Origin of the sequence: Streptomyces sp. NPDC050743 (genome assembly GCF_044456925.1) — a bacterium.
In the GTDB taxonomy this organism is placed as follows: domain Bacteria; phylum Actinomycetota; class Actinomycetes; order Streptomycetales; family Streptomycetaceae; genus Streptomyces.
Genome location: NZ_JBITGJ010000035.1, coordinates 16,680 through 28,723 on the forward strand (window position 1 = coordinate 16,680; position 12,044 = coordinate 28,723).

Annotated in this window: 10 protein-coding genes and 4 pseudogenes; 4 read left to right on the forward strand and 10 right to left on the reverse strand. The window is 70.3% G+C overall.

Annotation, left to right across the window (positions count from 1 at the left end; genetic code table 11):
* Positions 1-39: 39 nt before the first annotated feature.
* Genes ACIBJF_RS28650 through ACIBJF_RS28665 form a run of 4 tightly spaced genes read right to left on the reverse strand, consistent with a single transcriptional unit; the run spans position 40 to position 2,943 of the window.
* Positions 40-465, reverse strand: a complete 426-nt coding sequence (locus tag ACIBJF_RS28650) for an ATP-binding protein (RefSeq protein WP_399177977.1) — start codon at positions 463-465, stop codon at positions 40-42.
* Positions 462-875, reverse strand: a complete 414-nt coding sequence (locus ACIBJF_RS28655; RefSeq protein ID WP_399177979.1) for a pyridoxamine 5'-phosphate oxidase family protein — start codon at positions 873-875, stop codon at positions 462-464. The genes ACIBJF_RS28650 and ACIBJF_RS28655 overlap by 4 nt, the downstream gene beginning before the upstream one ends.
* Positions 872-2,605 (reverse strand): SulP family inorganic anion transporter, encoded by a 1,734-nt coding sequence (locus ACIBJF_RS28660; RefSeq protein ID WP_399177981.1) that lies wholly within the window; start codon positions 2,603-2,605, stop codon positions 872-874. Before ACIBJF_RS28660 ends, ACIBJF_RS28655 begins: the two co-directional genes overlap by 4 nt.
* Positions 2,602-2,943 (reverse strand): ArsR/SmtB family transcription factor, encoded by a 342-nt coding sequence (locus ACIBJF_RS28665; RefSeq protein WP_399177983.1) that lies wholly within the window; start codon positions 2,941-2,943, stop codon positions 2,602-2,604. The genes ACIBJF_RS28660 and ACIBJF_RS28665 overlap by 4 nt, the downstream gene beginning before the upstream one ends.
* 1,533 nt (positions 2,944-4,476) lie before the next feature.
* On the opposite strand from ACIBJF_RS28665, the gene ACIBJF_RS28670 reads away from it, so the two are divergent.
* Entirely contained in the window at positions 4,477-5,427 is a 951-nt protein-coding gene (locus ACIBJF_RS28670; protein WP_399177984.1) for an acyl-ACP desaturase, read from the forward strand.
* 32 nt (positions 5,428-5,459) lie between these two features.
* Here the strand turns inward: ACIBJF_RS28670 and ACIBJF_RS28675 are convergent, their stop codons facing one another.
* From ACIBJF_RS28675 to ACIBJF_RS28685, 3 genes and pseudogenes are all read right to left on the reverse strand, one after another.
* On the reverse strand, positions 5,460-5,684 hold the full coding sequence (locus tag ACIBJF_RS28675) for a hypothetical protein (RefSeq protein WP_399178068.1): 225 nt from the start codon (positions 5,682-5,684) through the stop codon (positions 5,460-5,462).
* 149 nt (positions 5,685-5,833) lie between these two features.
* Positions 5,834-6,211: pseudogene (locus tag ACIBJF_RS28680) on the reverse strand (SseB family protein); the annotation flags it as partial.
* A gap of 67 nt (positions 6,212-6,278) precedes the next feature.
* On the reverse strand, positions 6,279-6,842 hold the full coding sequence (locus ACIBJF_RS28685; RefSeq protein WP_399177986.1) for an FAD dependent dehydrogenase: 564 nt from the start codon (positions 6,840-6,842) through the stop codon (positions 6,279-6,281).
* Between the two features lie 398 nt (positions 6,843-7,240).
* On the opposite strand from ACIBJF_RS28685, the pseudogene ACIBJF_RS28690 reads away from it, so the two are divergent.
* Positions 7,241-7,369: pseudogene (locus tag ACIBJF_RS28690) on the forward strand (pyridoxamine 5'-phosphate oxidase family protein); the annotation flags it as partial.
* 495 nt (positions 7,370-7,864) lie between these two features.
* On the opposite strand, the gene ACIBJF_RS28695 reads toward ACIBJF_RS28690, so the two are convergent.
* Both ACIBJF_RS28695 and ACIBJF_RS28700 read right to left on the reverse strand, forming a co-directional pair.
* Positions 7,865-8,521 carry a vitamin K epoxide reductase family protein gene (locus ACIBJF_RS28695; RefSeq protein ID WP_399177988.1) on the reverse strand — a complete coding sequence of 219 codons (657 nt, stop codon included), beginning with the start codon at positions 8,519-8,521 and terminating at the stop codon, positions 7,865-7,867.
* 104 nt (positions 8,522-8,625) lie between these two features.
* A pseudogene (locus ACIBJF_RS28700) lies at positions 8,626-9,108 on the reverse strand (hypothetical protein); the annotation flags it as partial.
* A 1,065-nt stretch (positions 9,109-10,173) separates the two neighbouring features.
* Here ACIBJF_RS28700 and ACIBJF_RS28705 point away from each other — a divergent pair.
* Positions 10,174-10,761 (forward strand): hypothetical protein, encoded by a 588-nt coding sequence (locus tag ACIBJF_RS28705; RefSeq protein WP_399177990.1) that lies wholly within the window; start codon positions 10,174-10,176, stop codon positions 10,759-10,761.
* A gap of 141 nt (positions 10,762-10,902) precedes the next feature.
* Entirely contained in the window at positions 10,903-11,211 is a 309-nt protein-coding gene (locus tag ACIBJF_RS28710) for a hypothetical protein (RefSeq protein WP_399177992.1), read from the forward strand.
* 732 nt (positions 11,212-11,943) lie between these two features.
* Here the strand turns inward: ACIBJF_RS28710 and ACIBJF_RS28715 are convergent.
* A pseudogene (locus ACIBJF_RS28715) lies at positions 11,944-12,042 on the reverse strand (3-oxoadipate enol-lactone hydrolase); the annotation flags it as partial.
* Positions 12,043-12,044 lie beyond the last annotated feature (2 nt).

Genomic DNA, 12,044 nt, shown 5'->3' on the forward strand with positions numbered 1-12,044 from the left:
CTTGGTGCGTTGGCGTGGCGTGGACGGGCTGTGGTCCGGTCACAGGGGCAGAGTGATCCAGATGCTCTTGCCCTTGCCATCGGCGTCGCCCCGGACAACCCCGGTACCGCCCAGGCCGAGCGTGAGCTCCATGACGGTGGCCAGCCCACCAGTCCGGGCGTCGGTGAGCGCGCCGTACAACGGGGGCTGGTAGGGGTGGCGGTCGTGTACGGCCAAGGCCAGGCAGTCCCGGCCCGCCGCGTAGAACACGGTGAGCTGCGGAGAGAGCACGGCGGCGTGCCGCACACTGTTGGTGACCAGCTCGCTCAGGATCAGCAGCGCCGGATCCACGGCGGGGTGCCGCAGGCCGATGCCCCATGCCACCAGGGTCTGCTCGGCGGTCTCGCGGGCCACGCGGACCGCCCCCGGCACCGTCGGCAGGGTGAGTACGTGGCGGTGCGGCAGCGCCGCCAGTTGTGTGGTCACCGTTTCTCCGCTCCCCGGATGAGGCGGAATGCGGTGACCGTCTGCGGGTGGATGCGGGCCACGGTGTCGTGCGGGCCATGCGTCCAGCCGGGCAGCGTGCGCCGGTAGTGGGCGGCCTCGTCGGGGTCGGTGATCACCTCGGCCGACCCCGTCGCGGTCACCATCCAGCCGGTGCCGGCCGCGGTCTGGATGTCGTCGGCGTGGTACGTCGCGCTCAGCGGAAGGGCGGCCGACTGGACCGGGGTGCGCACGATCAGCCGGCCGTACTCCCACACGTGCCGGGCGGGCCGTACGACGGTCGCCTCACGCTGCACGAACACCAGCCGCCCCAGCTCCGCCCCCTCCAGAAGCCAGAGCGCCTCCGCGCCGGAGAGCTCCACCATGCGCAGGTTGCTGGAGGGCGTGCTCATCCGACTGGCTCCTCGCTGATGTGCGTGTTCTTCGGGTTCGTCTGCTGGGCGGGGATGGCGGGCAGCACCCCGGTCAGCTCCAGGTGATCGCGGGCGGCGCTGATCGCCTCGGGCGTGGTGGCGTACTCCCGACCCTCGTGCCGCAGCAAACCGAGGGCGCCGACGGAGTCGAGGACCTGACGCTGACCAGGCCGTATACCGGAGGCCAGGACGACGATGCCACGGCGCCGCAGCTTCTCCACCGCGTCCTTGAGCACGAGGGCGCCGGTAGCGTCCATCGTGGACACTCGCGACATGCGCAGGACGACCACGCGGACGTCGGCCACCTCGGTCAGCTCCAGCAGGAAGCGGTGCGCAGCGGCGAAGAACAGCGGCCCGTCGATGCGGTAGGCGACGATGTGCTCGGCCAGCAGCGCGTGCTCCTCGGCACTGTGGTCGCCGTGGTCGAGGGCCACCTGGTCGAAGCGGGCCTGCTTGGCCACCGCCCGCAGCGCGAGGGCACCGGCGACGACCAGGCCGATGATGACGGCGTAGACGAGGTCGAGGGCGAGGGTGGCGACCGCGGTGAGGACGAGTATCACGGCGTCGGACCGCGTCGCCTTCGCCATCGCCTTCAGCGAGCCGACCTCGACCATGCGGATCGCGGTGGCCAGCAGCACGCCTGCCAGCGCCGCGAGCGGGATCTTCGAGACGAGGGGTGCCGCGGCGAAGACGATCACCGCGAGGACGGCAGCGTGGGTGAGGGCGGCCAGCCGGGAGCCAGCCCCGGTGCGGACGTTGACGGCGGTGCGCGCTATGGCTCCGGTGGCCGGGACGCCGCCGAACAGCGGGGCGGCGATGTTGGCCAGGCCCTGGCCGAGCAGTTCCCGGTCCGGGTCGTGCCGCTGCCCCACCGTCATCGCGTCAGCGGCGGCCGCGGACATCAGGGACTCCAGCGCGGCCAGCGCGGCCACTGCCACGGCCGGAGCGAGCAGCGAGCCGAGCGAGCCGAGGTCGAGGAAGGAGAGGGAGGGCGCGGGTAGCCCGGCGGGCAGCTCGCCGATCGGCTTCACATCAAGGTGGGCGACCTGAGCGACGGTGGTGGCGGCGATCACTGCGACGATGGAGAACGGCACGGCCGGCCGCCACCGGGCCCCGGCCAGCATGAACACGACCACGGCGACCGCGAGAGCGACGGCGGTCCAGTTCGGGGACTTCACGAACTCCTCGACGGCGTGCCAGGTGACCACGAGTACCTTGTCACCCGCGGGCTTGGGCACGCCTAGCGCGTTCGGCACCTGCTGGAGGCCGATCACCGCGGCGATGCCGAGCGTGAAGCCCTCGATCACCGGTGCCGGAACGTACTGCATGTACCGCCCGGCCCTGAGCACGGCGAGGCCCACGAGCATAATGCCGGCCATCAGACCGACCGTGAGCACGGCGGTGGGCCCGTACTGGGCGACGATCGGCACCAGGACGACGGTCATGGCGCCAGTCGGCCCGGACACCTGAAGATTCGACCCGCCGAACACGGCGGCCAGCGCGCCCGCGACCACCGCGGTCGCCAGCCCCGCCTCGGCACCCAGCCCGGAGGAGACGCCGAAGCCGAGGGCGAGTGGCAGTGCCACGATGGCGACGGTGAGTCCGGCGATCAGGTCCCGCCGGGGATCGCGGCGCACCTGCAGGAGATCGGCGCGGTGGGGCAGAAGTGCAGTGAACCGGGACAGGGCCCGGCTGATCACCGAGGTCATCGTGCGGCGACCTCGGCTTCCCGCAGCTCGGCCAGCAGCTCACCCTGACCGGCGAGCATCTCGGTGAGGATCCGGCGTGCAGCCTTCATCAGATCGGCGACATCGCCGCCGGCCAGCTGGTAGACGACGGTCGAGCCCTCGCGGGTGGACGTGACGATCCCCGAGCGGCGCAGCACCGCCAGCTGCTGCGACAGACTGGAGGGCTCCACCTCGATGGCGGCCAGCAGCTGGCGCACCGGCATCGGTCCGTCCTGCAACAGCTCCAGCACCCGGATCCGTACGGGGTGCCCCAGCATCCGGAAGAACTCGGCCTTCGCCTGGTACAGCGGAACCGACACGACGCCTCAGCTTCCTCGCAGAGCCTCACCAGGGTGAGACAGACAGAGGCTGTGCCCGCGGCTACCTGCGAGCACAGCGAACACAGCATCTAACCAATTGCAAAATTTCGCAATTCGGCTATCCGTTTGATGTCATTTTCGGCGCCTATGAGGTGCCCACAGACCGTCGTCCAGGAGCGGTCGACGCCATGGCCGACAGGTCAGCCGGTGTCGAGGGCGGGTGGCTGCGTGGGCGCGCAGCACCTGGATCTGGTCTCCCGCCTGCCTGGGACGGAGCGCGGCAGCGGCGAAGGCAAGCCGGTAATCGTGTGGGCGCGGGCATGCTCAAGGCGGAGGATCAGCCCGGATCCCTTGGCCATGCTGAGCGTGCCGTGCAGTGTGAGGCGGGCGCGGATCCGATCGCGTACGGGAGTGGGCACAATGTCGGTGAGATCCGCGACTGCGCCGAGACCGTCACCCCACGCTGCCACGAGTGCGATAGCCGCCCCGGCTGACGCGTCTCTCTCAGGCAGGTCGTGGAGCAGAAGGCCGCACCCGTCGGCGGCGCGGAGGGCGACCGGTTCGAGACGGCAGCCGGCTACCTCCAGGCTCAAGGACCAGGCAGTGGCGAAGATCGAGCGGGCCCTCTCGGTGGGGGAAGGCTCGGCGAGAGACGGTTCCTCGGATGCCGTGCTGCCTGCGGGATTCGTCTCCGTGTCCATACGCATCGCACCCCTCACCTAAGTAAGGTTGGCCTTACCCGTGAGCGGACGCGAAGCAACCGTGCCCTGACGACCGGCTCCCACCTGCGTCCGCTCACGGGGAGCCGACACTCCCCCGATTCTGGTGGGCGCGCGCATGGTCTGTCCGGGTGCGACGGCGGGCCATGCGCGTATGCGTTACCCCGATGGCGAGAAACAATCCGAGGACGGCGGCGGGAGCGGCGGCAGCCGCGAGCCAGGCGGCGGTGTCCTCAGGGCCCGCGGCCGCCCTGGCTGCCGCAGTGACCGTGGCGGCGGCCAGTCCGGTACTGACGAGAACGGCCACGACGTACCGCGAGCGGTCGGTGCCGCGTGGGGATCGGCCGTGGCCCACCCCGCCCACTGCGACGGCCCAGAACGGGCTCACTGACGGCGTATCAGATCCGACCTGGACCTCTTCGAGGACCAGTGGAGCAGCCGCCGGTGACCGCGGCGGCCAGCCCACACGGTCACACCGCGCAGTGCAGCCGCGTACGCGGACCCAAGGGGCTCCACCGCAGGGTCGGCCCGGGTGGCTCGATGGTGGTCTTGTGCGAGGGCGGCGCCAAAGAAGATGGGCACCGCGACACGGACGGCCTCGAAGGGGAGGGCTGGACGAGAGGGAGTCGCCACTGCTGACGACCCCGCTGCTCAGGCCTCGTAAGGACGGCACTGGGGCTGTCCGGGACTCGCGAGCCGGTGGCCAGGCCGGGAAAGGGTCTTTCGGCCCCAGACGCGTACGGGCAGGCCAACCTACGGTGGCGTCACCTACGGAACCGTAGGTTTGGACGACGCGCCCGAAGGTTGGAAACCTGTGAGTACCACCCGCCCGAAGCGATCCGATGCCGAGCTGCTGGAGGACCTGGAGGAGGTGGTCGAGCGGGAGCTCAACCGCCACCTGCGGGTCTTCCGTGAGTGGATGCCGCACGACTACGTGCCCTGGAGCCGGGGGCGGAACTTCGTCGGGCCGCTGGGCGGGCAGCCGTGGTCGGAGGAGCAGTCCCCGCTGACCGAGGTGGGCCGGGTGTCGCTCGTGGTCAACCTGCTGACGGAGGACAACCTGCCCAGCTACCACCACGAGATCGCCACCCTGTTCGGCCGGGACGGCGCGTGGGGCACCTGGGTGCACCAGTGGACGGCCGAGGAGGCCCGCCACTCGATGGTGCTGCGCGACTACCTGCTCGCCTCCCGCGCGGTCGACCCGGTGGCACTGGAACAGGCGCGGATGACCCACATGTGCGGCGGCTTCGTCTCCGACAACCGGCACTCCCCGCTGCACACCGTGGCCTACGTCGCCTTCCAGGAACTGGCCACCCGGGTCTCCCACCGCAACACCGGCCGCTCCTCCGGCGACCCGGTCTGCGACCGGATGCTGGCGCAAGTCGCCAACGACGAGAACCTGCACATGATCTTCTACCGCAACCTGCTGGCCGCCGCCCTCGAACTGGCCCCGGACCAGGCCATGCAGGCGATCAATGAGGTGGTGACCGCTTTCCGCATGCCCGGCCACGGCATGCCCGGCTTCGAGCGTGCCGCGGTCGAGATCGCGCTCGGCGGCGTCTACAACCTCCGCGTCCACCACGACGACGTCCTGCTTCCGGTGCTGCGCCATCTGAAGGTGATGGAACGCGGCGGTCTGGGCCCGGACGGCCTCAACGCACAGGAGGAACTTGGCATGCACCTGGCCGAGTTGGACGCCCAGGCCGCCCGGTTCGACGAACGGCGGGCAGCGATCCTCGCCCGCCGCGCCGCGACGAAGGGCTGAACCACGCGGCGCGGGCGCCTGGTTGAGGCCTCTCAGTCCCGGGAGTACAGGGGCGGCGACTCGCTCGCGTACCCGGGCACAACCGCGATGTCGAGGCCGCGGTCGAGGCGGATCCGCAGCAGGCGGTCCGCGGCGAGTTCGGCGGCCAGTTCGTGTACCGCCCCGGCGAGCCCCTCCTCCGTGACAGCCGAGGCGGGGACGGCGACGAGCCGGACGTCCGCGTCGTCGCCCGCGGGCAGCAGATACGCACGCGCCACCGCCGATGGCGGGCCAGCACCGCACGCAGTGCGGCGGCGACCTCGGGATCCCCCTGCGGCGGCAGGTGGGCCCTGCGCTCCGCGACGGCGCGCAGGGCGGCACCGGACAGCTCGTAGAACACGGGCCCTGACAGGTCGATCAGCAGAGTCTCGGCCCGTGAGGACCAGGCCGCCTCGACGGCCTTGCAGGCCGGGACCGGGGCCGGCCGTGCGTCCGCCCGCCACCGGTACAGGGCCTGAAGGCTGGTAAAGGCGGGCAGGCCGCGGCGGCCGTCGGGCAGCTCCAGCGTGGCCACGGCCATGTCGCTGGACTTCTCGCGCTTCAGGCCGTCCGGGCCCGCGTCACTCTCGCCAAGCACGGCGATGACCGGCACCAGCAGACGGGCGTCCGCGAGCAGGGCGAGCAGGTGGGTCTCCGCCGCCCCGGTGGGGTTCGCGGACCATGCGGCCAGGGCTTCGGCCAGGCGCGGATCGGCCGATCCGTCATCCCCCGCGAAGCCCGGATCGGGGATGTTCTTGCGTTGCACCCCGCGAACCTAACCGGGCGAAGCATCGCTGGGCAGGGCCGTTCGGCCCTCGCTCCCTTCGCCTTCTTCAGCGGGCAGCCGCGCCCGCGAGTACGCCAGTCACCTGATCCGCCAGAACGTCCTGCACATCCTGCGGAAGGCCGGCCAAAGCGGTCTCCCGCAACTCTCGCAGCACTGCCCCCGTCCCGCCGTCGGCCTCCGCCCACCCGGCCAGCACCTCGTGACCGACCCGGACGGCGACGCGCGCGTAGGCGGTGCCTCCCGGCGGGGCGTGCAGGGCGGTCGCGACGATCGGCGGTGGACCTCCCGCCCGCGCCTCCAGCTTGCGGTAACCGCTGGCCAAGGGCTCTGTCCAGCGCAGACCGAGCATGAGGCGCCCCTCGGCCAGGCTCTGGTCAAGGTCAGCCCCCACCATGTCCTGCCGGTCCAGGACCACCGCGCGGGCCTCCAGCACCCGCAGGGCCGACAGCAGACAGCGCGGCCCCGAACCGGCGAGGTTGCCTCCCACCGTGGCCGTCCGGCGCACCATCGGGTTGCCGACCGCCGCGGCGGCCTGCCACAGAGCGTGCGGCACCTCGGCGCCGACCCGGTCCAGGGTGACGGCCGCGCCGACACGGTCCGGCCCCAGCACGTTCGCCTCTGGCAGATCGCGCAGCGATACCGCCAGGCCCGGGAAGCCATGCCGCTGCCAGTCGGCTCACAGCATCGTGGCCCCACCGACCGGGACCGCCCCGGCGTCGACGCACTCCTAGTGCCTCGGACGGCGACACGGGGAAACGCAGCAGCACGACGGCCCACCTGCTCTCATTGGGTGTTCTGTGTTCCGTAGGATCGTTTCTTCGTGTGGCGCGACCGGACCAGGGCCGAACGGCCTGGAATGCGACCCGTCTGCTCACCGGCATCCAGCCGGCTTCTACTGAGTCGCCGGACCGCAGGTGCTCCCGGTACCCGTCCCGTGCCCGTGGGCGGCGCCCGTCCCAACTGGCACATACGGTGAGGAACTCGGTGAACGACGAATCCGTCCGCAGGATGACCAAAAGCGGCCGCCACCCCGTGAGCGAGGCGGAGGCGCTGCGACAGCTGGCCAGTGTGCCCCTGGCCCGGATCGTCTTCGCCCACCGGGCACTTCCTGCCATCGGCCCCGTCAACCACGTCGTGGACGACGGCGAGGTCATCATCCGTACGCCCCACGATGCGGCGCTGCTGCACCACACCCGACGGCCGCACGCAGTACCTGCACTCCGGCCCCGGTCTCCCCTGGGCGTCGCACCGACCAGTTCCGCCCCGACCACACCCACCCACTCGGCGCAAACTCCACGGTGGTCCTTTTCACCGATGGCCTGGTCGAACATCCCGACCACCAACCCAGCGATGGCCATGACGCCCTGGCCGTCCTGGCCCTGCGCACTCCCGCGCACCGGTGACGGCAGAGCCCCATCACCTCGTCGGCGCAGTCCGGCGCATACGGAAGCTCGGGCTACGCCTCGTGAGGGTCAATCGAGTCACACCTGGTACGAGGGCTACGCTGACGTTCCCAACGCCAGCAACACCACCCGGCAGGAGAAGGACGGGGTGGCGTGCCTCTGCGGCGAGCGTGTGAACCTCTGTGTCCGCGCTGCGCGTTGGAAGCGGCCTGCTGGGGGACGGACACGCTCAGAGCAGTGTCTGCCAGTAGTACCACCAGCGCGTGGCGATCAGCATCACGATGGCCAGGTACCAGGTGACCGGCACCACCCAGTGGAATTCCAGCGCCCCGGCCACCACACCGCGAGGGGCGCGGATGATCCCGTGCCGCAGGTTGTGCGCGGTGATGTACCAGAACATCGCGATGGTGGCCGCCCAGGCCAGGCAGCACCACAGGCACAGGGCACCGATCTCGTACAGCGCCTGGGTCATCAGCCACATGCAGAAGCCGGCGCCGAACAACGTGCCCGCGTTCAGTCCGAGCCAGAACCAGCGCCGGAAGCGGGCGCCGGCCAGCAGCGCAAACCCGAGGGCGACGACCACCGGGTAGGTGAGCAGGCCCAGCATCGGGTTGGGGAATCCGAACACGGACGCCTGGGTGCTGCGCATGACGTTCGTGCAGGACAGCACCGGGCTGAGGTTGCACGAGGGCGAGAAGTGCGGGTCCTGCAGGAGCTGGAACTTGTCGAGGGTGATCACGAAGGAGGCGAGGATGCCGAGCGCGCCGGACACGATCAGCAGCCAGGCGAAGGCACGCGAGGCGCCGGTGGCGCCCTCCGGTGTGATCTCTCCTCGTCGTCCGTCTTTCCTGGTGAGGCGGTGTGCGGTGGCGGTGGTGCTGGTCATCGAGGTTGGTCCGCCTTGCCTGTGGTCCGAGTGGGCACCAGGCCCATGGTGGTCGAGAGATGGCTGTTGCCGCGTGAGCGGCGACCGGCGTCAAGCACCGGCCCCGCGGGTATCGCCTCGCGGGTGGCTCCCTCCGGCCAGACGACCTCCACCGCAACGCCGTGGGCCCGGGCGTACGCCACCAGGTGAGCCGTGGCGTCACGGCCGTTGGAGGGCGAGCCGTCCCACACGGCCAGCAACTGCCGGCATCCGGCGATCATCCGCTCGTCCGCGCCGACGCACGCGTCCCGGTCGGCAGGGTCGTACGCCAGCAGGTGCACCCACTGGGCGAGAGACACCAGCTCCCCGACCGCCCCCCGGTCCCGCACCGGCAGCAGCGCGGGCACCATCCCCTGCGTGGGAGTCACCACGACCAGCTCCCGACCCGCCGCACGCACGGCCCGCCCGAATGCCACCGGCACACCGGCACCTGCCCGCGCCAGTGCCGAGTCCCGCTCGGGGAGCCGCTCCAGCGCCGCCTGCAGCTCGACCTCCACCAGCTCCAGCGTGTCCGGAGTCAGGTCGGCGTGCCCGACCGCCGCGATCATCTCCGCGCTCGCCTCCCCGCCATACAGCGTTCTCCCATCCGTCCTCGTGCTACGCGGCCCCGCCCGGGCCTCGCCCGTGAGCGGGACCGCTACGCCGAGCCCACAGGCAAGGCAAAACACCACAGGCGGGACCGCCGGATCAGTGAAGCCAGTACGCCCAATGGTCAACAAGGGCCGAACGGCCCTGGCTCCACGCGTTCGAGACGCTTTCCATGGATGCCGTCAGACCTGCCAGCGGCCTCGGCCCTCGGCCCCTGCGGCGGACAGACACCGCCGCACACGAAGGACACGCCCTCGATGGCATCCCAGCGACGTTGAAAATGTGGCATTGGCCGACGCGGCGACGTCGTGCGCGGTCATCCATGGCACGCCAACCGGCGCTGGGCTCGTCGGGCCACCACAGTTCGCCGACCGCAGTCTCCAGCGTCTGCCCCACCCTGGCCGTGCGTTCCCTCGCGGACGGCTCCGTAGGGGGTGCCGAGCGCCGAATGGCCCGCTCGCTGTCCTGCGCGAACCGCTGCCATACCTCATCGGAATGGGCCGGGCACGTGGTTCTGGCCTCCTGGTACACCGCTGCCCCGTGACTGATCGGCTGTCACGGCTCCTTCTTGTGTGTCAGCCGGTCGGTGTCCAATGGAAGCTACCGGCAGTGTTGCTCCGCGGATGTAACTTTCATTTTCCAACGGCCGCCGGGAGCACTCCGGTGACGCTCGCACCGCACAGGGAGACAGCGTCCCGGCGGCACACGCGAACGGAAACGCCGGCCTCACGCTTGATGCCTTCGCCGCCCAGGACCCCAATGCCAGCCTCATCACCTGGACGATCTGGGCAGGTGAAGACATCGACCGACCCGCCTGGGCCATCAACGCATCCAACTACACCCCCACCAGCCCAGTAGGGATCAAGCAAACCGCCGCCGCACTCCCGCCCCGAGCGCCCCAGCCAGAGTCCGAGCGGCTGGCTAGCCGGGCCGAGGCGTACCGGGCGAAGGAGGTCACTCCGCGTGAGAAGGCTCTGGCCCAGGCGGCCGCCGCCGAAGCCGAGGCCCACGCCCGGCTGGCCGAAGTGAAAGACCGGCGCAAGGAGCTGGTCCGGATCGGCAAACTCGAAAAGCTCGCCGACTCCTTGGCGAAGCGGGCGGACGAGGCGGCAAGAGAGTGGGCGGCCGCAGAGGAAGATTCCCAGGAACACCGTCGGCAGACTGCGAAGTGCCTGTCGCAGATCTTCGCCGACTTGGTGATCCCGATGGCGCCCGACAAAATCCGCACTGCTGTGATCGAACCGAAGACCTTCGCCCCCAAGATCAATAACCAGTCGATGAAGCAACTCGCCCGGTCCGCGGGCCTGGTGAGCCTGGCCCACACGGCCTACCACCTCATGTGCCTCGAAGCCGCCCGTACCATGCCGCTCGTCCGCCTGCCCGCCACCCAGTGGCTCGACGCCCCCTTCGACGGCCTCGGCGGCGGCCCCGAAGGCGAGCGCCTCGTCAACGCCGCCCTGAAGGTCTGCGCAGCGACCGTCGGCGACAACGCCCAGATCATCCTCCCCACCCCCCAGGTGCTCCCGGCCTGCACGACCGGGCTGCTCGTCACCGAGCACGAGAGCACCCGGCCGCTGATCCCGCACCCTCGCCCTGAGAGCGAGGAGTCGTGAACGGCGTCCCCATCCCACCACCCGCCCAGGCTCCGCTGGCCGAGCACCAGGCGGACCATCGACGACATCATCCTCAGCTACTCAAGCGAGCACTGGCTCGGACCGTGGCACGACGACAGCGTCCAGCGCTGGGACATCGGCATGCACTTCAAGGACGAAGGCCCCGGCCCCTGCTTCGGGACGATCGAGCTGTACGTCGTCGACCACTGGCGCTCGCCGAACATCGTCGAGAGCCTCGACGCCGCCAGCGTCGATCTCTGCGAGATCGGGACCGCCCTGTACGACCCCGAGCTGGGGGACCTTCGAGACGACTTGCACGAGGACCTCGCTCTTCCGGGCAAGACCACGATCGTTGACCGCTCAGGATGGACCGGCGCTTTCGTGGACAGGGGCTCGGCATCTACCTCACCGGGCTGGCCCTGGACTACCTCAGCCACGGAGCTGGGGTGATCGCCCTGTTCCCCGGACCCCTGGACGACGACGCACCCGTGCCTCCGCCGGGATCCCGGGAGAAAGCGGACGAGACGGCCCTCGCTGCGGCTCGCGCTCGCCTTGGACGCGCGTGGTCGCGCATCGGGTTCGAGCACTACCGGGACGGGACCTGGGTCCTCGACCCTGGCATGCGGACACTGCATGACGCGCTCCGCCGCGAACAGCAGCGTCTACAGGACCACAGGTGGAATGTGACCTTCACCGATGTGGCAACCAGTGGGGCGGTCATCTCTGCGGGGATCGACAAGGTCACATGGCGAAGTCAGCCCCGCATCCTCTTCGCCATGGCAGGTTCGAAGGCTCGTAGTGCCCTGAGCGGTGCCGTCCGGGCACCTGAAGTGCGCCTCTCAGACCTACCGCGAGGCCGCCGTCCAGAGTTAAGGCAGCAGCCTCGCTGGGCTTGCACGCTCCAACATCGACATCGTCCGCCTGGAGAAGAACGAGCTGCAGCCGCTGCTCGTCCCAGGTGTCGTCCGGGTCGGTGATGCGCCCGATCGCGGTGGTTGCCGGGGGCCGCCAACTGCCGCGCGCAGAAACCCCGGGGGCCTGCCCGGCGGGGGCCTCAGTGACCGTCAGGTGTCACTTCCCTGTCACCAACACAATCGACGCACCAGGATCACAGGGACCCCACCCGACGCAACCACTATCGTTTCGGACCACGTGGACGCCAGAAGACGGTTCCGCCTACCTGTGCCAGGTCGTGCCGAGTGAGGGACCCAGGATCAGAACTGGGGCGTCTTCTCTCCCGTCAAAGCGGTACTGCAGGGTATGCGTCGGTGTCTCACTCACGT

Coding starts and splice junctions, on each gene's coding strand:
- ACIBJF_RS28655 (WP_399177979.1), bottom strand. CDS start 875: ATGAGCACGCCCTCCAGCAACCTGCGCATGGTGGAGCTCTCCGGCGCG.
- ACIBJF_RS28660 (WP_399177981.1), bottom strand. CDS start 2,605: ATGACCTCGGTGATCAGCCGGGCCCTGTCCCGGTTCACTGCACTTCTG.
- ACIBJF_RS28695 (WP_399177988.1), bottom strand. CDS start 8,521: ATGACCAGCACCACCGCCACCGCACACCGCCTCACCAGGAAAGACGGA.
- ACIBJF_RS28710 (WP_399177992.1), top strand. CDS start 10,903: ATGCACTTCAAGGACGAAGGCCCCGGCCCCTGCTTCGGGACGATCGAG.